This window comes from Paenibacillus amylolyticus (assembly GCF_047302515.1).
Taxonomy (GTDB): domain Bacteria; phylum Bacillota; class Bacilli; order Paenibacillales; family Paenibacillaceae; genus Paenibacillus; species Paenibacillus amylolyticus_G.
Window position 1 is genome coordinate 4,954,882 of sequence record NZ_CP168019.1, and the last position, 22,505, is coordinate 4,977,386.

Sequence of the window (22,505 nt, forward strand, 5' to 3'; positions counted from 1 at the left end):
GTTTACCTCAATATATTTCTATCTATCTGCCCGTATTACCTTACATCCACCATCGTAGCATGATAAGGAAAGGTAACCCCGATGTAATAAGCAGCTGTTAAGGTGAGCATATAATAAAATACAAACCACAGATCAGCTCGCGAATAGCCAATCTGAATGTAATACGTGCGGCTCGCGCCATCCGTGAACCCTTTCGCTTCCATCGCTACCGCCATTCGCTGTGCACGGCGAATACTCTGTGCCAGCAGCGGAATAGCGTAACGCTTGAGTGTACCATACACATTCCAGCGAGAGCCACGTTGCTGTGTTCCACGAATACGAATCGCATAACGGAGCGTCTGGAATTCATCCAGCAAAATGGGGATCATGCGCATCGCGGCCAGAAAGCTATAGGCATATTTTGCGGGAAGCTTCCACTGCTGCATCAGTGAATAAAACAGCCGTACCGGCTTCGTTGTCAGTCCGAACAGCAAGCCAGCCGCTGCCATGCTCAACGAGCGAAAACCCAAGTGTAGACCGCGATAGAAACTCTCTTCGGTTATGTGGATCAGTCCCCACTTATACCATGTGGTCTCGCCCTTACCAAACATCATCATACCTGTAGACGTGGAGATAAACACCAGAATGAATGGTGATGCGTACAGCATCAATCTATACCATGGATGACCTGTCCAGCACAGTAATAGCATCATCGCCACCGCAACGTTGGCCATTACATTCAGATTGTGAATGAGGATAACGATGACAAACATCATCGTCAGAATGATCATCTTTAATCCCGGATTGACGTTATGGAGCCAGGTTTCACGGTGAGGAAACGACAGTTGCATCAGTTAACCTCCCCTCACCTACCGTCCAGATTCGGGTGCAATATCTTTTTACAATTTCACAATCATGGGTAACCATAACAATGGCTGTTCCCTCTCTCCGCAACTGCTCCAGCTGTGCTAACATGGCAAACGTATTGCGGGCATCCTGTCCAAAAGTAGGTTCATCCAACAGCAGTATTCGCTGCTCTCTCACCAGTGCAGAGGCAACGCTCAAGCGTCGTTTCTGCCCCATCGATAATTGGTAGGGATGGCGCTCGGAGAGGTCGATTAGTCCAAATTGATTCAACATATGATCAGTCCTGGCAAGTCTTTCTTCCGTTGTAAGCCTGCCCCCCAGCAATGAGAATTCCACTTCTTCCGCGACGGTGTTGGTCACAAATTGAAACTCCGGGTTCTGAAATACAAACGCAATTCGATCTGCAAGCTGCTCCGTTTTGCCAGAAGGCTGACCGTCCACCTCATAAAGACCTGTTGTTTTCAGAATATTCATCAGAGATAACAACAATGAACTCTTGCCAGCTCCATTGGCTCCGACAATACCAATCCAGTCTCCATGCCATACCTTGGCCTGCTCCACCTGAATGAAGGGTGTTTTCCCACGCCATCCGGTGAACTGTTGCAAGTCCAGTGCAGGCAGATAAGCGGGTGATACAGGTGATAAGGATGAGACGTGAGATATGGGGGATATACCCGTTGTATCGGATAAGCCAGACGATTGCTGTGCTTCCAAACTTGAGATGCCGTGGTCCACACACACTTGAAGCTCTCCAGAAGTACTTCCCTCTTCTTCCTTAGCTGCCTGCTCGTGCTCATCCCACACACCCGGATACCAGATTCCATAAGCCTTCAGCTTGCCCCGTTCATCTGTAAATACCTGCTGTGCTGGCCCATCTGCCACAATCTTTCCTTCAGTTGATAACACAATGATGCGATCGACCATATCCACAATCTTGTTTATTTTGTGTTCCACGATGATGATTGTTTTGTCACTGGCGATTCGTTTGACGGTATCCCACACCTGGGAAGTCCCCTCATCATCCAGCAGTGCAGTGGGTTCATCCAAAAACAATACCTCCGGGTCCATGGCAAGCATCGAAGCAATCGCAAGACGCTGCTTCATCCCCTGAGACATGGACTGGATTAATACACGATTCTGTTCAAAGGATAACCCCACTTGTTTCAGATAATATTCAATCAGAGCAGGCATCTCTTCACGCAGAATATTTCGGTTTTCCAGAACAAATGCGATCTCTTCATCCGTAAAGGACATACAGAACTGGGTATCCGGATCTTGAAAGACCACTCCTGCTTTGGCGGGAACCTGAATATCATCACATTTCATCGGAATCTCAACCGAACGTGGTATCAGACCGCTCAAAATTTGCAATAACGTCGATTTACCGGAGCCACTTGGGCCAAGCAGCAGCACTTTCTCTCCTTGACGCACAGAAAGAGACAAGCCTTGAAATACCAAGGCTTTCTCTCCCGGGAACTTGCATCTTAGATTTGTGACACTTACCGCTTGCGAATTCCCTTCCCCGTTCATCTAATCCAGCGCCTCATAATCTTGTTTGGATACCGGTCTGAGCGAACGCGTTACACCGGTTAGTTCCAATGCTTTGGCGAGATAATAAGCGAACACTCCTGCAATCAAGATGCTTCCGATGAAGCGGAATCCGATAAATAACGTATAGTTCCAGGCCGAGAGTGAATCAATATACCCGTACTGATAATCCAGCAAAAGCGAAGCCGCTGCGGCTCCTATGGCTGCAAGACAGGTGACAAACAGATTGGTTTTGCGATACAAAAATGCGGCGAAGAATATCTCGGCTCCCAATCCTTGCAACAGACCGTATACAAGTGTGGACATGCCCCATTCACTACCCAGAAAAGCACTTACCGTTGAAGCCGCAACTTCGGCAAGAATAGCCACGCCTGGTTTACGAATGATAACAAAAGCAAACGTGCCCGCCATAAACCACATGCCGTAGATCATCTGCTCCGCATGAACGCCAAATGGTTTCATCAGGTCATATGTAGGTCCCCATATCTTGTAAATCACCCCAAACACTACTGCGATCACGATGGTTACCAGAATATCCGTTAGTTTCAATCGCTTGTTGCCTGCTGTTGTTGCCATGTTCTCTACGTCCTTCCTTTGTTCCCTGTGGGGATTGTAAAAGTGTGTGTTCAAAAAGACTGGTTTTCAGTACCAAGATGATGGGATGAATTCCATATTCGATGCTGATGATGCCGTCAGGCATCCTTCGTAATCAAAAGCAGACTTTTTGAACAACCTCTAAAAATAAACGAAAAAGCCTCCCCGGTTCCGGGAAGGCCTTACGTACAGTGTACAATCCTCACAATGATGTATTGGATGGATGTCGAAAATACGGAATATCAACCAGCACCCCTCCGCCCTGGCAGATACACCACCACAGTTTATAGAGGTCTGTTGTTCATCCACGTTCATTCCCACAATTCACCCTTACATATCGCAAATCCATGTTCTCTACGCTGGCATTACCCAGATCAGATGTACGGTCAGCGGCACAAGGCCACTCTCTCAGCCCAACTTCATTGAGCTCCCGGTTCACTTATTTCATTGCTTCTAATGTACATCAGATGGGTATTTGTGGCAATGGTCTCTACAAAAATCAAAAGTTGGCATAGGGAAAGGCATCCCCCTGGATGCCTTTTGGACATACTTCACGATGTGAAATGGCTACCTTATCCGTACACGCCTTCAATCCGTATTCCAAGGTATCCCTGTTCTTAATATTGCGTGTTCCCAGACTGGCTCGTTTTCCCTGAAGCAAACCCCTTGAACAACGTTGGTACTTTGGAATAACGGGTATTCGTAATTTTCCCTTGTGATGTGCTGCTGTCTGTACGCAAAATCGAATCTTTCACATTGGAAATGTTGGAGTTATCCAGCGTCATGTTAACCGCGAAGGAAGTTCCACCATTTTGACGAACCAGCTTGCCAATATCGTCTGCACGGAAATTTTTGATGTTAATTGTTCCAGCTGCATTCATCTGGAACACTTTATCATAAGCCTTATACGCTGCCCCACCGGTAATGTTAACCGTTCCGGCAGACTTCAATGTCAGAGCATCCTCGCCTACGTCCTCCCAGACTACATTCGATATATTACAGTTACCATAACAGTGAACACCATCAGCAGCTGGTGATCCAATGTTTACGTTTTTGAGCGTGGCCCCTGCCTCCAGACGGAAGACTGGCTTCTGATTTTCTGCTTGAGATCCGTCGCCCAGTGTGGAAGGATTGGCTACAAATGTTTTACCTTGGCCGTCATAGGTCGTGCCCTTTGGAACCACAATGGTTGAATTTACAACGGTAGGTGCAGCCGCAGCCGGAACGGCACCAAATATAGAAGCAACCAAACCAGCGGACAGCAACAACGTCAACATTTTTTTCATAACTTTATTCCTCCCTTATTCTCTCGTTTTTTTGGTAGCATACAAGCCTCGGCTTGTATTGGAAGTTCGTCAGAGGTGCACCTCTGTCCGACCCACAACCTAATCCTACCAAATAAGGAAGGAAAATAGAATAATCATTAGATCAGATATATCATGACATCGCACAATCCCTGTCATATTGGCATTTTTTGCATGCCAGGTCCCTCAAACAATATGCTGATATCAACCTCTGGTATGCTCATTTGTAACGTATGTACCCCTCACTTTAATCCCCGGTAACAAAGAAAGACCACTACATTTGTCTCCAAATGTGTGATCTTGAATGTCTTCTGGCTTGCTGATATAAGATATCAGGCTCCAAATCTCTGACGATAACCGCACTTTCTACACAACTCTTCTACAGCTTCCCGCTTGGAGAAGCCATATACCAGATTGTTCGCTCGCTCACCCTCAATAATCTCCGAGAATGACTTCTCGTGCACATTACCCAGGTTAATCACACCCTCGCCATCGAGACAGCATGGAACCACCGTTCCATCTACAAGCACAGCTGCCTGACCGCGAAGTGCATGGCAGAAGCCTTTGCCGTCATCTTCAGGTGCATCCAGGCTTGGCCACTGGAACTCATGGTCCTGATTCAGGTATACATTCGGGGCAATTTTGACCCCGCTGCCTGGAACTACTTTTTCCTCAATGCGGAAGTCCAGATTGAATTCACGTTCCAATACTTCAAGGGTCTCCCGATTTCGATTCATCTGAGCATTTGTGAAGTTATCCTGCGTCAGATTCCACAACCGAAATGAGATGATGACATTGTGCTTAACGGCCTCGTGTACAAAGGACAAAATATGACGCAGGTATCCGTCACGGTCTGTTGAACCTTCATGCCCATCGAAGCTGTGCAGGGAGAAATTCATCTGCCGCAGCGCCGGTTTGCCAAGCAATTTATGCTGAGTCTTGGGCAGCAGTGTACCATTCGTTGTAATGTTCACCTTGAGTCCCTTCTCATGTGCGGAATCGAGCAACAGATCTATTTTGGGATGCAACAAGGGTTCACCTTTGACATGTAGATAAATATGATTGGTGTGTGGTTTAACTTGATCCAGTATATTGTTGAAGACTTCAGGGTCAATGAATCCTTTGGCACGCTGTGTCTGCGGACAGAAGCTGCATGCCAGATTGCAGATACTCGTGATCTCAATATATACTTTTTTGAACGTTTTCAACTCGGGTCCCCATTCTGCTTCGGAGGGAGAACAATCCCGCCTGCATTTGTGATCCGGCCAATATGCGCCACCACTATTATATCGGGTTAGGGAGCCCAGGTAAATTGTTCAGTTGTTCGGGTCTGACTCCAAGTTCATCTCAAGAATTCTATCATGCTGCCTCTTTACAGTTCATGTTCGAGTGATATATGCTGAACACACAACTGCATATCTTGAACTTTTGCACTAGGGGAGCCTTGCGGCTGAGACGAATATGACTATTCGGACCCTTTGAACCTGATCTGGACCATACCAGCGGAGGGAAGTGGAGCGGCCTTTTAGTAAGCGGAATTTTTTCATGTATGTGAAGATAAATTGCGGATTTAACTTACAGACCCACTCATTTCTCCGGAAATGGGTGGGTCTTTTTTGTTCCTTTTGCAGAGTATAGGATGCCGTTGTTATTCCAGCAGTCTGACATCAAGGGGGTGAGGATCAGATGAGAAACCATGTAACCATTGAGAACGTTAGCTTCGCTTTTCCTGAAAAAAAGGATTCACCCGTGCTCGCCAATGTGTCGCTTCAGGTCCAACAAGGAGAATTTGTCTCGCTCATTGGCTCCAGCGGATCAGGTAAAAGCACACTCTTCAAGCTGCTCGCAGGCTTGCATGAGCCAACCGTTGGCACCATCGATATAGCTGATGTACCACAAGGACAACGGCTCGGACGAGTCGCTTATATGCCGCAGAAAGATCTGCTGTTATCCTGGCGTACCGTCATGGAGAACTGCATGCTGCCTTCTGAGCTGGCACCAGGCCGACAGGACAAGGACAAGTTACGGGCCAACATCCTAGCTGGGTTGGCAAGGTTCGGCCTGTCGGGTTATGAACAGGCCTATCCAGATGAATTGTCCGGTGGCATGCGGCAGCGGGTGGCATTGCTTCGTACCTTGCTTACAGGCGGGCAGCTCATGTTGCTGGATGAACCCTTCGGTGCACTCGACGCTTTAACCAAACGAGAAATGCATCGCTGGTTGCTGGAGCTGTGGGAGGGCTTTGGCCAAACCGTGCTGTTCATTACACATGACATCGAAGAAGCCCTGCTGTTAAGTGACCGTATCATTCTGTTAACTCCTGGGGGACAAGGTCAGCAGTTGCGGGAGATGACAGTTCCTTTACCACGCCCAAGGCATTCGGACATGATCTACGAACTGGCTCTCGTGCAGATGAGGCAACAACTGGAGGAACAATTGCATGCAAAATGATAGAGCTGAGGTTAGCGTTTGGACGTGGTGTTCAAAGTGGTTTTCCCAATATGGTTTGTTTATTCTGCTCATGTTCTTATTACTGGCGATCTGGGAAGTGATTGTGCGTATGGGATGGGTGCCTTCCTTCATCATTCCTGCACCCACGGCCATCGCAGGCTCACTTGTTGAGCATCGTCATCTGCTGTTGACCATCCATCTGCCTGCTACCTTTATGGAGGTTGTTGTTGGTTTTGTCTTATCCATAGTGACTGGAATTACGCTAGCAACAGGCATGCATATGAACCGATCGATTGAAAAGGCCTTGTATCCCTTCATCGTGATCAGTCAGACCATACCGCTGATTGCTCTGTCCCCCGTATTTATCTTGTGGTTTGGTTACACGTTGTGGAGCAAAGTTGCGGTGGTGTTCTTAATCGCATTCTTCCCCATTGTGGTCAGTACCTACGATGGACTCCGCCAAGGCGATCCGGAGCAGCGTGAACTGCTGCTCACCATGGGCGCCAGCAAGTGGGATATTTTTCGCAAACTCCAGGTTCCACTGGCACTTCCCTCTTTTTTCTCGGGGCTAAAGATGTCTGTGGTGTACTGCGTGGTTGGGGCAACGATTGGCGAATGGCTCGGTGGCAGCAAAGGTCTAGGGTACTTCAGCCGTCGTATGTCCAGCAACATGAACACGGATGCGATGTTTGCAGCCATTTTGCTGTTATCCCTGCTTGGGATCGTTTTGTTTGTACTAATTGCCTGGCTGGAGAAACGGTTTAGCTTACGGCGTCATGGTCATGGAGGCAAAAGAAAAGTTGGATAATACTTAGACAGAAATTAGATGTAAACAAAACGATGAAATGAGGAACTTCATTTATGAATAACAAAGGTATATACTCCCTGCTTCCCATCGTGCTCATTAGCCTTTTGCTGATCGTCAGTGGATGCAGCACCACGAATACCAGCAAAAACACACCAACAACAGACTCTGCAACCAACGAACAACAAACTGACAAGTCTGCAACCGAGCCAGCATCAAACGCCAAAGATAAACTGTCCATCATGCTCGACTGGTACCCGAATGCAGTACATTCCTTCATCTACGTTGCTCAAGAAAAAGGATACTTTGCAGATCAAGGTCTCGATGTCGAAATTCAGATGCCTGCGGATACCAATGATTCACTCAAACTTGTTGCTGCCGAAAAAATTGATCTGGCTCTAAGCTACCAGCCCCAAATCTTGCTCGCACGTGGCGAGAACATTCCTGTACGTTCCATTGCTGCTGTTGTTCGCCACCCACTTGTGCATCTGTTGACCGAAGCAAATGGCAACGTGAGCTCACCCAAAGATCTTGAAGGAAAAACTGTTGGTTATTCCTCAATTCCTCTGTATGAAGCGATGGTGCGTACGATGATCAGCCACGATGGTGGAAACCCAGATAACATGAATCTGGTTGACGTTGGGTTCGATCTGATTCCTTCGCTGGCTTCCGGACAGGCAGATGCGGTTATGGGTGGTTTTATTAACCATGAACAATTGATTTTGGAGAAAGAAGGACATGCCATGAAATCGATTAACCCCGTCGATTATGGTGTGCCTGATTATTATGAATTGGTCCTGACCGCAAGTGAAGCTGGCATTGAAGCAAAAAAAGACCAACTTACCCGGTTCGTCAAAGCGGCCCAGGAAGGACAGAAATATGTAACGGAGCATCCAGAAGAAGCCTTGAATATTCTGCTCGCTCATGAGAATGAAACGTCTCCGCTTGACCCGGAGATCGAAACCAAAAGCCTGGCGATTCTGCTACCACTCATGAATGAAGAAGGCCAACCGTTTGGTCAGCAGGAAATGGAGTCGTGGGAAAATGTACGTACATGGCTCGTTGAACAGGATTTGATTCCTGAATCGGTGAAAGCCGAGGATGCTTTTATTCATCTGCAAGGAAAGTAAATGATTTAGATTTTACATTTCTGCTTTTCCCGCATTAATGCATCTGGCTGTTGTTAGACTCTGCGCCCCAACTCAACAAGGAGACTCATATCCTATTATTCTGCTGAGTGACCCTTCATACCGGTCTTTTACCGATGGGGTTACTTCAAAACAAGGAGGAATTTATATGTCTTATCTGGAACGTGTTCGTACGCAAAATCCGCTGGTACACAATATCACCAACCTTGTCGTGGCTCCCTTCACAGCCAATGGCCTGCTTGCACTAGGTGCGTCCCCTTTTATGGCCTATGCTCATGAAGAGGTCGCTGATGTCGCCAAGATGTCAGGAGCTGTAGTACTCAACATTGGTACTCTCGATGACAAAGTCGTTCAGGCAATCCGTCTGGCAGGCCAATCGGCTAATGCGCATCACGTGCCTGTGGTGCTTGATCCGGTTGGAGCTGGCGCAACCACATATCGCACGGAAACCGTGCAAATGCTCGTTCGTGAACTTCGTCTCACAGTACTGCGCGGCAATGTGGCGGAGGTCGCCAATGTCATCGGTGAGAGTTGGAGTATCAAAGGTGTGGATGCAGGATCAGGTGAGGGCGACCGAATCGGCATTGCGGAGCGGGCAGCGCATAAACTTGGCTGTGTCGTGGTCATTACCGGAAAAGAAGATATCATTACTGATGGACAATCCACATTCCTCACGAGTAATGGTCATGCCCTGCTCACTCAGGTCACAGGTGCTGGCTGTCTGCTCAGTTCGGTGATTGGTGCTTTTACAGCCATAGCGGAATCAGGAGCCGATCTTATAGGCAGTATTGTTGAAGCGCTCGCGTTTTATGGTGTAGCAGCTGAACTGGCGGCAGAGCGGACAGCTCATCAGGGGCCGGGCAGCTTCCAGATTGAATTGTTGAATCAATTGGCACAAGTAACACCAGACCTCTTGGCAGAACGCGCACAGATCCGTCAGATCCGTGGAGGTGCAGTATGAGTATTGCTCAAGCGCTAACCATTGCAGGCTCCGATAACGGGGGCGGCGCAGGCATTCAGGCCGATTTGAAAACATTCCAAGAACTTGGTGTATACGGCATGACCGTTATCACCGCTATTGCTGCCCAAAATACAACAGGTGTGCAGGGCGTTTTTCCCATCCCTTACGATGGCATTGCCCAGCAATTGGACTCGACCGGCGAAGACTTTCAACCAACCGCAACGAAGACCGGCATGTTATATAGTGCCGAGATTATTCGTCTAGTGGCTGAGAAATGGCAGCAATACCGTTGGTCAAATCTGGTCATCGACCCTGTGATGGTAGCCAAAGGTGGCGCCCCCCTTCTCCAGCAGGAAGCTGTAAAGGCGTTGGTTACGGATCTGTTGCCCCATGCCCTGATCACAACACCCAATATTCCGGAAGCGGAACTGCTTACCGGGATGTCTATCACCAATCTGAGCCAGCGGGAAGAAGCCGCAAGACGGATTGTACAGATGGGCTCGACGTATGCTTTGGTCAAAGGTGGTCATGATGAAGGAAGTGGCATGATCGTGGATGTGCTCTACGATGGGCAGTCTTTTCATTATCTGGAGAATGTTCGTGTGGTAACACGTCATACACACGGAACAGGCTGTACATACTCTGCTGCCATCACCGCAGAGTTAGCCAAGGGTTCACCTGTTCTGGCTGCCGTTACGACCGCGCGAGCATTCATTCAGGCAGCCATCGAAGATGAGCTGGGGATTGGGGCCGGACATGGGCCGACAAATCATTTTGCGTATCAGCGCAGACAGCGGGGTGAGCAGTGATGCGCCCTTGGGATGCAGAAGCGGTACGACGCGCAATGCAGGTGTATTTGGTGATGGGCAGCGTCAATATAACGCAAGACCCGGTGGAAGTGCTGCGCCAGGCCATTGCTGGCGGCATTACGCTGTTCCAGTTCCGTGAAAAGGGAACTGGCGCCCTGGCTCACGAAGCTCGCATAACGCTTGCGATGCGGCTTCGCGAGGTGTGCAGCCAGCACGGGGTCCCGTTCATCGTGAACGATGATGTGGAGCTGGCTGTAGCGGTGGAGGCCGACGGCGTGCATGTCGGCCAGGAGGATGCGGACGCGTTGCTAGTACGCGCCCGCATTGGAGATGGGCGGATGCTTGGCGTATCCGCCCACTCTGTGGATGAGGCGCGCCGTGCCGTGCAGGCGGGCGCCGACTATCTTGGCGTCGGGCCCATGTACCCGACGCGCTCCAAAGCGGATGCCCACGCTGTGCTGGGCCCCGCAGGGGTGGCGGAACTGCGCGCCGCATGCATCGCAGTTCCGATTGTGGGTATCGGCGGCATTACGCCCGATACCACGGCCGCCGTGATGGCGGCTGGAGCCGACGGCGTAGCCGTCATCTCCGCCATCGCGGGCGCGGCCGACGTGCGCGCAGCGGCTGCGCAGTTCGCTGCGGCAGTGCGCGGGATGCAGGCGTAGCCCTGCTCTCCCTGCACTGCCAGCCCCGTGGGCTGCACCGAACATGGTGCAGCCACAACCATTCGACCTCCTCTCCATAACAGAGGAGCCTCAAAACACCCCCGCGGCGCGGCAGCCACCCATGTCTTCGACTTAGAAGCGCATCCGCTACCCTACAGTGACTGAATGACACAATAATTTCATCACATCTATTCACATCCAGTCATCAATCCATGATCAAGATGCAGCTTCTATGCTCGCATCTTGTTTTTTTCATTTTCAACGGTTGACTCTCACGTAACGTGACACTGTACAATCGGTGTTGTAAGGAGGTTTCACACATGGCCATGAAGGTAAAAGAAGTTACCGAGCTTGCCTCGATCAGTGTGCGCACACTGCATCACTATGATGAGATCGGACTATTAACCCCGGACGAAGTGACTTCTGCCGGGTATCGATTATATTCAGATGCCAACCTGGAACGGTTGCAGCAGATTTTGTTTTTCAAGGAACTCGACTTCTCTCTGAAGGAGATCAAAAACATTATAACCGACCCCTCCTTCAATCCAGAAGAAGCACTAAACATGCATCGACTTATTCTATTGGAGAAGCGACAACGCTTGGACCAAATGATTGCTACCATTGATAGAACGGTTTTACACGTGAGAGGAGAAATTAAAATGACGGCCAAAGAACAATTCGAAGGATTTGATTTTAGCCAGAATCCGTATGAACAAGAAGCGCGGGAACGTTGGGGAGACCATGCCGTCGATCACGCAAATCAGAAGCTGCACAGTAAATCAACCACAGATCAGAAGGCTCTATCCGATCAAATGAACGAAATCTACAAACATCTGGCTTCACTTCGTCACATAGAACCAGCATCTGAGGAGGCACAGGCAGGCATCAAAGAGTGGTTCACTTGGCTAAACCAAATGGGAAGCTACTCACCTGAAGCCTTTAGAGGACTTGGTCAGATGTACGTGGACGATGAACGCTTCACGCGTAATATTGATCAGTTTGGCGATGGTTTGGCAGTATTTATGAGAGATGCTATGGCTGTATTTGCTGACCAAAACAAATAATATAGCCCTGTCTTCAACCACATACAGTATTATTCAACTCTCATTGCCGTCAGATGTGGACTGTAAACGATAGTCTGGAAGTTACCCCCTTTCCTGTAAAAAATATTCTCGTCATCAGCTTTATTCGCTGTAAATGACCATTCGGATATTTAAACCTACCTCCTGGGGTGACCCTATCTTTCTTGTAATTAACATTTACTCGGGTTATGTGGTAAGTAATTTAAATCGATCCGAATTGTTGCAAAAGTTATGAGCAATATCCCACCCCCTACCTGGTGAATACACAAAAGGGACGTACACCCTCAGGCGTATCGTCCCTTTTATGTATGCAAGTAACTCAGCCGCAATGTGAACATGCCTAACTGCTGCTCACTCTGAGTACTTTATAAATATCTTCTAAAGTTAATGCTCGTTACTACGTTTTTATTCTGCTCCCAGTCCTTCGATATAACCTTTTCACAAGTGCTTAGGATGATGAGCATTAAGTTTCTTCTGTCAAACGTTCTTCATTTTGCTGCCAGCGTCCACCGTCTATCCGATTAAGCTCTTGGCGCATGATCCGATGAAGATGCATCCGTAGCTAGACTCGTTCTCGCCATCCGGCCAGGAATCTGCCATGCAGACACAATCGCAAGCGCAATAAATAACAAATCAATCGGTTGGCTGAAATACTCCTGGAAGGTTTCCACAAACGCACTGATCATCTCGCTATCAAACACAAGTTCCATCACGCTTACATCACCAAACAGTTCGGAAGTAAAATATACCACCGTCAGATATTTCCCCAGCAAAATGCCGACGAGTGCAAACAGTACGGCAATAATCTTATGTACCGTTGCAATTTGTTTATTGGAGAACAACACAACTGCGTAACCCGTGAGCGCTCCAATCAAAATCGCAATTAATCCCACCTCATACTCGGTCATTGCAGCAATAGCTGCCCATACGATGCCTCCCAGAATGGCTGCAATTAAGCCACCAATAATCGGCATACCGATTTTAACTCCTTGTTTCTCTTCCACGTTGTCTTTCCCTCCTGAGTCATGCATATGCTTCTTTTCCAGAATTCACCTTTCCTATGAAACCACAAAAAGACCTATTATTCAACATTTTTCTACTTTTGGTGACCATGTATTTATATAATAGAAAGCATCCATTTCCTTATTCGCTCGAATATATCATTTTAGTTTTGTCTACAACCATCTCATAATCATTCCCTTGGCACATAAAAAAACATCCCTCCAACAGCATAATAGCCGTATAAGGGATGTTGTCCATATCTGTATCATAGATATAACCAATGTAACCCAGAAAATACATTGGAAAACTCGCTCTATCTTACCTTTGCACTTCCTTGGAAGGCTGAATGACAGCTGCAATCTGTGCCAAAATGGCATCCACCGATGCCGGATCATGCACATCATACTCATCAATGTTCAGACGCAGCACAGGGCAAGCTGTAAACTGATCAATCCACACGGAATAGCGCTCGTGCATATGCTCCCAGTACGAACGATCCGTCTGAATCTCCATCTCACGTCCGCGTTCCGTAATACGGTTTAAAATCGAAGGCAGACTGCCTTCCAGATAGATCAGCACATCTGGATGTGGGAAATACGGTGTCATTACCATTGCTTCAAATAAACTGCTGTATGTCTCGAAATCAGTAGCAGACATGGTTCCTTGATCTGCATGCATTTGTGCAAAAATGCCCGTATCTTCATAGATGGAACGATCCTGTACGAATCCCCCACCTAGTTCAAAAATCTTTTTCTGTTCCTTGAAGCGCTCTGCCAGAAAATAAATCTGCAGATGGAAGCTCCAACGCTCGAAGTCATGATAGAACTTCTCCAAATATGGATTATGATCAACTTGTTCCAGAGAAGTCTTGAAATTCAAACGCTGTGCAAGCGCAGCCGTTAACGTGGATTTACCCACTCCAACCGTACCTGCTACCGTAATTAATGCATTCGTTGGAATGCCATAGTTATTCATATGATATACTCCTTTACCTGATTAACAATTTGCCTGAAGTGTTCAGGATGTTCCACAAAGTCGAGTTGCTCTGCATTAACCTTAATGATTGCTGGCGGATTTGAGCTATTTGCCAGATAGTCCATGCCTGTTTTGTAATCGGTGATCAGTTGTTCCATATATGCCGGGTCCATATCCTGCTCAAATGAGCGTCCACGCTTGTTAATGCGGTACATCAACGTATCGAGTTCAGCTTCAATATAGAGCACCAGGTTGGGCTTTGGCAGATCATCTGTTAACAGATGATAGATTTGACGATATTTATCCCGTTTCGTTCCCTTTAAGGTACGATCGGCAAAAATCATATTTTTATAGATATGATAGTCTGAAATGACTGGGGTATTCTGCTCTACATAATGAACGCCCGTGTCTTCCAGTTGTTTAAACCGATTACACAGAAAAAACATTTCCAATTGGAAACTCCACTCGTCGATATCCTGATAAAAGGAAGCCAGAAATGGATTCTCTTCTACGATTTCTTTAACTAACGGAAGATTCAATTCATGGGAAAGCATCGTTGCCAGCGTTGTTTTCCCCGCTCCGATCGGACCTTCCACGGCAATAAACGGGGCTGATTTCATCGTGTTCACTGTTCCTCCTCGTACTTATGCGTGTTTCCGTTTTCTATATAGACCTCACCTATTGTATCACAGCTTTAAGGATTGGAACGCCAGTATTTTATGTATATAACAAGTTAAATCTGAACTAAGGATTACATTAAATGAATTACATTAAATGAATTACATTAAAATAAAAAAGACACACTCGATATCATCAAGTGTGTCTTCCTATTGCTTGGCGGCGTCCTACTCTCCCAGGACCCTGCGGTCCAAGTACCATCGGCGCTAGAGGGCTTAACGGTCGTGTTCGGGATGGGTACGTGTGGAACCCCTCCGCCATCGCCACCAAACGCATAGCTTAGCTTACATTTCAGAGATCGTTCTCTGAAAACTAGATTCGAAACGAAACATGCGAATTACAACTTGCTATTGGATAAGCCCTCGACCGATTAGTACTGGTCAGCTCCATGCATTGCTGCACTTCCACCCCCAGCCTATCTACCTCGTCGTCTTCAAGGGGTCTTACATACTGGGAAATCTCATCTTGAGGGGGGCTTCACGCTTAGATGCTTTCAGCGTTTATCCCGTCCGTACATAGCTACCCAGCGGTGCTCCTGGCGGAACAACTGGTACACCAGCGGTACGTCCATCCCGGTCCTCTCGTACTAAGGACAGCTCCTCTCAAATTTCCTACGCCCACGACAGATAGGGACCGAACTGTCTCACGACGTTCTGAACCCAGCTCGCGTACCGCTTTAATGGGCGAACAGCCCAACCCTTGGGACCTACTTCAGCCCCAGGATGCGATGAGCCGACATCGAGGTGCCAAACCTCCCCGTCGATGTGGACTCTTGGGGGAGATAAGCCTGTTATCCCCAGGGTAGCTTTTATCCGTTGAGCGATGGCCCTTCCATGCGGTACCACCGGATCACTAAGCCCGACTTTCGTCCCTGCTCGACTTGTAGGTCTCGCAGTCAAGCTCCCTTATGCCTTTGCACTCTTCGAATGATTTCCAACCATTCTGAGGGAACCTTTGGGCGCCTCCGTTACTCTTTAGGAGGCGACCGCCCCAGTCAAACTGCCCACCTGACACTGTCCCCGCACCGGATTACGGTACCAGGTTAGAACCTAGATACGATCAGGGTGGTATCCCAACGTTGCCTCCACACAAGCTGGCGCTCATGCTTCAAAGGCTCCCACCTATCCTGTACAGATCGTACCCAAATTCAATATCAAGCTGCAGTAAAGCTCCATGGGGTCTTTCCGTCTTGTCGCGGGTAACCTGCATCTTCACAGGTATTAAAATTTCACCGGATCTCTCGTTGAGACAGCGCCCAAGTCGTTACGCCATTCGTGCGGGTCAGAATTTACCTGACAAGGAATTTCGCTACCTTAGGACCGTTATAGTTACGGCCGCCGTTTACTGGGGCTTCGGTTCACAGCTTCGGATTGCTCCTAACCACTCCCCTTAACCTTCCAGCACCGGGCAGGCGTCAGCCCGTATACTTCGCCTTACGGCTTCGCACAGACCTGTGTTTTTGCTAAACAGTCGCTTGGGCCTTTTCACTGCGGCCCCCTCGTGCTATTCACACTACCGGGGCACCCCTTCTCCCGAAGTTACGGGGTCATTTTGCCGAGTTCCTTAACGAGAGTTCTTCCGCGCGCCTTAGAATACTCTTCTCGCCTACCTGTGTCGGTTTGCGGTACGGGCACCTTCACCTGGCTAGAGGCTTTTCTTGGCAGTGTGAGATCATGACCTTCGCTACTATAATTTTCGCTCCCCATCACAGCTCAGCCTTACAATGTGCGGATTTGCCTACACATCAGCCTCACTGCTTAGACGGACATCCATCAGTCCGCGTCACTACCCTACTGCGTCCCCCCATTGCTCATAACGGCTTACGGTGGTACAGGAATTTCGACCTGTTGTCCTTCGACTACGCCTTTCGGCCTCGCCTTAGGTCCCGACTTACCCTGAGCGGACGAGCCTTCCTCAGGAACCCTTAGGCTTTCGGCGGATCAGATTCTCACTGATCTTTTCGTTACTCATACCGGCATTCTCACTTGTATAATGTCCAGCGCTCCTTACGGTACACCTTCAACCCTTATACAACGCTCCCCTACCCCTGATGCAAAGCATCAAGCCATAGCTTCGGTGGTGTGTTTAGCCCCGTTACATTTTCGGCGCAGAGTCACTCGACCAGTGAGCTATTACGCACTCTTTCAATGGTGGCTGCTTCTAAGCCAACATCCTGGTTGTCTGTGCAACTCCACATCCTTTCCCACTTAACACACACTTGGGGACCTTAGCTGATGGTCTGGGCTGTTTCCCTTTTGACAATGGATCTTAGCACTCACTGTCTGACTCCCGGAAGTAAGTCTATGGCATTCGGAGTTTGACTGAGCTTGGTAACCCTTGCGGGCCCCGCACCCAATCAGTGCTCTACCTCCACGACTCTGTTTTCCGAGGCTAGCCCTAAAGCTATTTCGGGGAGAACCAGCTATCTCCGAGTTCGATTGGAATTTCTCCGCTACCCCCACCTCATCCCCGCATTTTTCAACATGCGTGGGTTCGGGCCTCCAGTGCGTGTTACCGCACCTTCACCCTGGACAGGGGTAGATCACCCGGTTTCGGGTCTACGTCCACGTACTAAGTCGCCCTATTCAGACTCGCTTTCGCTGCGGCTCCGGCTCTTCACCTTAACCTTGCACGGGAACGTAACTCGCCGGTTCATTCTACAAAAGGCACGCCATCACCCCTAAAACGGGCTCTGACTTTTTGTAAGCACACGGTTTCAGGTTCTATTTCACTCCCCTTCCGGGGTGCTTTTCACCTTTCCCTCACGGTACTGCTTCACTATCGGTCGCTAGGAAGTATTTAGCCTTGGCAGATGGTCCTGCCGGATTCATACGGGGTTTCACGTGCCCCGCACTACTCGGGATCCGTCTCGGAGGGAACCAACTTTCAACTACAGGGCTTTTACCTTCTTTGGCGGGCCTTTCCAGACCTCTTCGCTTAACCGGTTCCTTTGTAACTCCATGTGAGACGTCCCACAACCCCAAAGAGCAAGCTCTTTGGTTTGGGCTTCTCCGCGTTCGCTCGCCGCTACTGACGGAATCACTATTGTTTTCTCTTCCTCAGGGTACTTAGATGTTTCAGTTCCCCTGGTATGCCTCTGCATAACCTATGTATTCAGTTATGAGTAACTGGAAATTACCCCAGCTGGGTTTCCCCATTCGGACACCCCCGGATCAAAGCTTGCTTACAGCTCCCCGAGGCAGTTTCGTTGTTCGCCACGTCCTTCATCGGCTCCTAGCGCCTAGGCATCCTCCGTGTGCTCTTAGTAGCTTAACCTCGTGCTCCGGTTTCGACTGCTCGCTTCCCTTGTTTTGCTTGCGCAAAGCCAAAAGTCGCTCCCATTCGATACCATCGTACGTGCAATCTACCGTTTTTATTGAAACTTGTTTAACACAAGTTCAGCTAAAAAGGAATGTTCTAATTCGCGTTTGTTTCGTTTCGATATCTAGTTTTCAAAGAACAAGCTCCATGCAAAAGCAAGCTGTTTGAGAGTTTGAGCTCTCAAAACTGAGCAACGAGTGAGTGTTTTGCAGCTAAGCTGCTTATTTGAATGTTTCCGTTGCAGGAAACGATTCTCCATAGAAAGGAGGTGATCCAGCCGCACCTTCCGATACGGCTACCTTGTTACGACTTCACCCCAATCATCTATCCCACCTTCGGCGGCTGGCTCCTTGCGGTTACCCCACCGACTTCGGGTGTTATAAACTCTCGTGGTGTGACGGGCGGTGTGTACAAGACCCGGGAACGTATTCACCGCGGCATGCTGATCCGCGATTACTAGCAATTCCGACTTCATGCAGGCGAGTTGCAGCCTGCAATCCGAACTGAGACCGGCTTTGTTGGGATTGGCTCCATCTCGCGATTTCGCAGCCCGTTGTACCGGCCATTGTAGTACGTGTGTAGCCCAGGTCATAAGGGGCATGATGATTTGACGTCATCCCCACCTTCCTCCGGTTTGTCACCGGCAGTCTATCTAGAGTGCCCACCCGAAGTGCTGGCAACTAAATATAAGGGTTGCGCTCGTTGCGGGACTTAACCCAACATCTCACGACACGAGCTGACGACAACCATGCACCACCTGTCTCCTCTGTCCCGAAGGAAAGATACATCTCTGCATCGATCAGAGGGATGTCAAGACCTGGTAAGGTTCTTCGCGTTGCTTCGAATTAAACCACATACTCCACTGCTTGTGCGGGTCCCCGTCAATTCCTTTGAGTTTCAGTCTTGCGACCGTACTCCCCAGGCGGAGTGCTTAATGTGTTAACTTCGGCACCAAGGGTATCGAAACCCCTAACACCTAGCACTCATCGTTTACGGCGTGGACTACCAGGGTATCTAATCCTGTTTGCTCCCCACGCTTTCGCGCCTCAGCGTCAGTTACAGCCCAGAGAGTCGCCTTCGCCACTGGTGTTCCTCCACATATCTACGCATTTCACCGCTACACGTGGAATTCCACTCTCCTCTTCTGCACTCAAGTCACCCAGTTTCCAGTGCGATCCGGGGTTGAGCCCCGGGATTAAACACCAGACTTAAATGACCGCCTGCGCGCGCTTTACGCCCAATAATTCCGGACAACGCTTGCCCCCTACGTATTACCGCGGCTGCTGGCACGTAGTTAGCCGGGGCTTTCTTCTCAGGTACCGTCACCTTGAGAGCAGTTACTCTCCCAAGCGTTCTTCCCTGGCAACAGAGCTTTACGATCCGAAAACCTTCATCACTCACGCGGCATTGCTCCGTCAGGCTTTCGCCCATTGCGGAAGATTCCCTACTGCTGCCTCCCGTAGGAGTCTGGGCCGTGTCTCAGTCCCAGTGTGGCCGATCACCCTCTCAGGTCGGCTACGCATCGTCGCCTTGGTGAGCCGTTACCTCACCAACTAGCTAATGCGCCGCAGGCCCATCCCCAAGTGACAGATTGCTCCGTCTTTCCAGTTCTCTTCAGGCGAAGAAAACAATTATTCGGTATTAGCTACCGTTTCCGGTAGTTGTCCCAAACTTGAGGGCAGGTTGCCTACGTGTTACTCACCCGTCCGCCGCTAACTATCAGAGAAGCAAGCTTCTCTTCAAGTCCGCTCGACTTGCATGTATTAGGCATGCCGCCAGCGTTCGTCCTGAGCCAGGATCAAACTCTCCAATAAAGTATTGAAAAGAGCGATAAGCTCATTTTGAATCTGACGAGATTAAAAATCTCATTTGTGCTCCAGTCGATCCAAGCCAAGGCTTGTTTCAAACTTTTGCGTTCATTCTGCAAGCAGAATGTTTACTCACTCGTTGTTCAGTTTTCAAAGATCAAACTTATTTCGTTACCGAATGTCGTTCTCTTCAGCAACTCTTATATAATATCATGTCCGAACCAACTTTGCAAGCTCTTTTTTCAAGTTTCTTTCGAAGCTTATTTCATTCGCTTGCCGCACCAGTGTTAAACCATGTTTTCTTGGCCGGATTAATAATATATCACGTATAGATATTAATTACAATACTTAATTTAATAAAATTCATTTACCACAAATCAACTACCTTTACTGTGTTGCTCTCCTCTATCCCAGAGTAAAGTTTATTATAGCTTAAATGACATTCTTTCCATTCATACATCGCAATACATGTCTAATTGATTTTAAACTTATTAGCCTACATCTCCTCTCATATAATTTAGCTTCATTAATATGCTCAATTTAAGTTGTCCTTTTATCAAGGTCATGCAAGATTACTGGGGGCACTGTAAGTTACCACGAGTATAAGTAGAAGTATTATAGAAGATACACAAAAAAAGTGATGCACGCATATAACCATACGTGAACCACTTTCTTGTGTGTTATTACATTATAAATAGAAGGAAACTCTTAATGTTGTGCCTGTGCTGATGCTGGAGGCGTCATCGTCATTTGTCCATTACCTGCTTTTTGCATGCCAACTCGCAGCAACGTAATTGCCCATGTAATAATCGAGATCAACAGAAGATGAACCATGTATCCCCCCACTGCTTCTCCACTATAGATCAAACGCATAAATCCCTGTACCCCATTTGAAGCGGGCAGAAAGTTACCGATATAACGGTAGAATGGCGCCAGCATCTCGGCTGGAATGATATTTCCTGCTGTCATCAACTGGAGTGGAACCATCGCTACATTAAATAGAGGGCCTGCATTGCCAAACAGGGCAAAACTCATTTGTGTAAAACAGATACAAGCCAGACTCACCAGCACATGATACACATACAAAGCGCCGAAGGAGCTCGCAACATCTGTGAACTGAAGAGCTACTGTATCCACAATTAGGGGAACAATCAAAGCTATACACAATAACAGCAATTGCCGTCCCCAGAAGATTTCCCATTTGGAATGGGTACGCTTCATGATATTCGACGTAATATTAAACTGAATATTCATAGTCATCGAAGCAATATAGGTGATAAAACCCAGAATCATGGGCAGCATCGATGTTGCAAAATCACTCACGCTGTTCGTTTTATTAATTTCAGCCTTCACAGGCCCTTCATTCATCTTTGCCATCGCTTGTCCAATAGCTGCACTCAGTTCATCGCTGTTTATACTATCGTTATTGAGTGTCACTTGAACCTTGGATTCCAGAATCCCTTGACCCATTTGTGCAGTCATTCCGGTCGCAGCATGTTCCACAATGGATTTGGCTACATCGGCATTTCCCTGATTGATATAAAAGGGTAAGCTCGCCTCTGTGCCTCCTGCAATCTGGTCAGTGAATCCTTCCGGAATAACAATAACCATCGCATAGTTACCTGCATTCATCTGTTGCTCAGCTTCCTCGGCAGAACCCAGTACATTGACATGGAAAGGCGCGAGCGTTTCAATCTGCTTCTGCACCTCTTTTCCCTGTGTCCCGTCTTCGTTCACCAGAGCAACTTGAAGTTGATCCACTCTCTCCGTGGCTTGATGATAACCCGTCATCCAGATCACAACAAATAACAGCGGAACAATCAATGCAAAAACCAATCCTATTTTTGTCTGTGGCACTTTAAGAAAATCTTTGAAACTTTTCATTCGTTCACGACTCCCGTTAGTTAAAATTAAAATAATTGCACTACATATATATGCACATGCACATATTTGGCCAAAAAAATTTATTTCATCTTTTCATAGATGCGATTCATCACATTCATGAATGCTTCAAGCTCTTCAGGAGAACATTCGGCGAGTGCCTCTTGCTCTTGCTGTTTTGCTTTTGGTGTCAGATCGTTATTCATTTCCAGTCCTTCCGCAGTCAAACAAAGCAATACCGCTCTGCGGTCCTGTGGATCTTCTTCTCTTGTCACCAGACCTTTGCGAATCAACTTGTCTATAATTTTGCCTACAGTTGTCTGGTCCCGCACTGTTAATTCAGCCAGTTTTTTCTGTGATATATGGCTTCCAGCCTTGCTCAATTCATTCAGAACTGCAAATTGTTCCGGAGTAATATCCTGTTCACTCAGATTTCTGGTTGTTGTTTTTTTGTATGCCAGATACGTCCGTGACAGAATCTGTCCAAGTGGATTTTTATCCATATTAACAGGCATGCTGATGCTCCTTTCTCTATATAGTAGCACTACCATCTAATTTGCGTAAGCTCTATATTATTACCATATTTACATCACTGTCAATTTAATTTTTTATCTTTTCAAGCAAAAA

Annotated in this window: 17 protein-coding genes, 3 rRNA genes and 2 riboswitches; of the genes, 7 read left to right on the forward strand and 13 right to left on the reverse strand. The window is 48.0% G+C overall.

From position 1 onward, the window contains the following. Positions 1-35 precede the first annotated feature (35 nt). From ACDJ59_RS21575 to ACDJ59_RS21595, 5 genes are all read right to left on the reverse strand, one after another. Positions 36-830, reverse strand: a complete 795-nt coding sequence (locus ACDJ59_RS21575) for an energy-coupling factor transporter transmembrane component T family protein (protein WP_413405652.1) — start codon at positions 828-830, stop codon at positions 36-38. Beyond that, positions 805-2,376 carry an ABC transporter ATP-binding protein gene (locus ACDJ59_RS21580; protein WP_413405654.1) on the reverse strand — a complete coding sequence of 524 codons (1,572 nt, stop codon included), beginning with the start codon at positions 2,374-2,376 and terminating at the stop codon, positions 805-807. The genes ACDJ59_RS21575 and ACDJ59_RS21580 overlap by 26 nt, the downstream gene beginning before the upstream one ends. Continuing rightward, the gene (locus ACDJ59_RS21585; RefSeq protein WP_036672660.1) at positions 2,377-2,970 is read right to left on the reverse strand and encodes an ECF transporter S component; all 594 of its coding nucleotides are present in this window, start codon (positions 2,968-2,970) and stop codon (positions 2,377-2,379) included. It lies immediately after the preceding gene. 352 nt (positions 2,971-3,322) lie between these two features. Continuing rightward, positions 3,323-3,433: riboswitch (TPP riboswitch) on the reverse strand. Between the two features lie 172 nt (positions 3,434-3,605). After that, complete coding sequence (locus ACDJ59_RS21590; protein ID WP_413405656.1) at positions 3,606-4,274, reverse strand: pectate lyase; 669 nt, start codon at positions 4,272-4,274, stop codon at positions 3,606-3,608. 350 nt (positions 4,275-4,624) lie between these two features. Further along, entirely contained in the window at positions 4,625-5,500 is an 876-nt protein-coding gene (locus ACDJ59_RS21595; protein ID WP_036606150.1) for a radical SAM/SPASM domain-containing protein, read from the reverse strand. A gap of 217 nt (positions 5,501-5,717) precedes the next feature. After that, positions 5,718-5,820, forward strand: a riboswitch (TPP riboswitch). Between the two features lie 158 nt (positions 5,821-5,978). Here ACDJ59_RS21595 and ACDJ59_RS21600 point away from each other — a divergent pair. The 7 genes from ACDJ59_RS21600 (at position 5,979) to ACDJ59_RS21630 (ending at position 12,195) form a co-directional block, all read left to right on the forward strand. Next, entirely contained in the window at positions 5,979-6,743 is a 765-nt protein-coding gene (locus ACDJ59_RS21600) for an ABC transporter ATP-binding protein (RefSeq protein ID WP_413405658.1), read from the forward strand. Continuing rightward, the gene (locus ACDJ59_RS21605; RefSeq protein WP_413405660.1) at positions 6,733-7,551 is read left to right on the forward strand and encodes an ABC transporter permease; all 819 of its coding nucleotides are present in this window, start codon (positions 6,733-6,735) and stop codon (positions 7,549-7,551) included. Before ACDJ59_RS21600 ends, ACDJ59_RS21605 begins: the two co-directional genes overlap by 11 nt. A gap of 53 nt (positions 7,552-7,604) precedes the next feature. Continuing rightward, entirely contained in the window at positions 7,605-8,678 is a 1,074-nt protein-coding gene (locus ACDJ59_RS21610; protein ID WP_413405662.1) for an ABC transporter substrate-binding protein, read from the forward strand. Positions 8,679-8,844: 166 nt separating this feature from the next. Then, complete coding sequence (thiM, locus tag ACDJ59_RS21615) at positions 8,845-9,657, forward strand: hydroxyethylthiazole kinase (RefSeq protein ID WP_413405664.1); 813 nt, start codon at positions 8,845-8,847, stop codon at positions 9,655-9,657. Beyond that, the gene (thiD, locus tag ACDJ59_RS21620; protein ID WP_047841697.1) at positions 9,654-10,466 is read left to right on the forward strand and encodes a bifunctional hydroxymethylpyrimidine kinase/phosphomethylpyrimidine kinase; all 813 of its coding nucleotides are present in this window, start codon (positions 9,654-9,656) and stop codon (positions 10,464-10,466) included. Before thiM ends, thiD begins: the two co-directional genes overlap by 4 nt. Then, entirely contained in the window at positions 10,466-11,131 is a 666-nt protein-coding gene (thiE, locus tag ACDJ59_RS21625; protein WP_413405666.1) for a thiamine phosphate synthase, read from the forward strand. The genes thiD and thiE overlap by 1 nt, the downstream gene beginning before the upstream one ends. Before the next feature lie 320 nt (positions 11,132-11,451). Next, positions 11,452-12,195 carry a MerR family transcriptional regulator gene (locus ACDJ59_RS21630; protein ID WP_413405668.1) on the forward strand — a complete coding sequence of 248 codons (744 nt, stop codon included), beginning with the start codon at positions 11,452-11,454 and terminating at the stop codon, positions 12,193-12,195. Positions 12,196-12,734: 539 nt separating this feature from the next. Here the strand turns inward: ACDJ59_RS21630 and ACDJ59_RS21635 are convergent. From ACDJ59_RS21635 to ACDJ59_RS21670, 8 genes are all read right to left on the reverse strand, one after another. Beyond that, positions 12,735-13,217, reverse strand: a complete 483-nt coding sequence (locus ACDJ59_RS21635; RefSeq protein WP_413405670.1) for a hypothetical protein — start codon at positions 13,215-13,217, stop codon at positions 12,735-12,737. 316 nt (positions 13,218-13,533) lie between these two features. Beyond that, positions 13,534-14,190 carry a deoxynucleoside kinase gene (locus ACDJ59_RS21640; RefSeq protein WP_036672670.1) on the reverse strand — a complete coding sequence of 219 codons (657 nt, stop codon included), beginning with the start codon at positions 14,188-14,190 and terminating at the stop codon, positions 13,534-13,536. Continuing rightward, positions 14,187-14,810 carry a deoxynucleoside kinase gene (locus tag ACDJ59_RS21645; protein WP_413405673.1) on the reverse strand — a complete coding sequence of 208 codons (624 nt, stop codon included), beginning with the start codon at positions 14,808-14,810 and terminating at the stop codon, positions 14,187-14,189. The genes ACDJ59_RS21640 and ACDJ59_RS21645 overlap by 4 nt, the downstream gene beginning before the upstream one ends. A 212-nt stretch (positions 14,811-15,022) precedes the next feature. Next, positions 15,023-15,139 (reverse strand): 5S ribosomal RNA (gene rrf / locus ACDJ59_RS21650). Positions 15,140-15,218: 79 nt separating this feature from the next. Then, positions 15,219-18,144 (reverse strand): 23S ribosomal RNA (locus ACDJ59_RS21655). A gap of 306 nt (positions 18,145-18,450) precedes the next feature. Continuing rightward, positions 18,451-20,003 (reverse strand): 16S ribosomal RNA (locus ACDJ59_RS21660). The 16S, 23S and 5S rRNA genes sit together here, the layout of an rRNA operon. A gap of 702 nt (positions 20,004-20,705) precedes the next feature. After that, a complete protein-coding gene (locus tag ACDJ59_RS21665) occupies positions 20,706-21,881 on the reverse strand; it encodes a YhgE/Pip domain-containing protein (protein WP_413405675.1) in 1,176 nt (391 codons plus the stop codon). Positions 21,882-21,961: 80 nt separating this feature from the next. Continuing rightward, positions 21,962-22,393, reverse strand: coding sequence for a MarR family winged helix-turn-helix transcriptional regulator (locus ACDJ59_RS21670; RefSeq protein ID WP_413405677.1), 432 nt, complete (start codon positions 22,391-22,393; stop codon positions 21,962-21,964). Between the last annotated feature and the right edge of the window lie 112 nt (positions 22,394-22,505).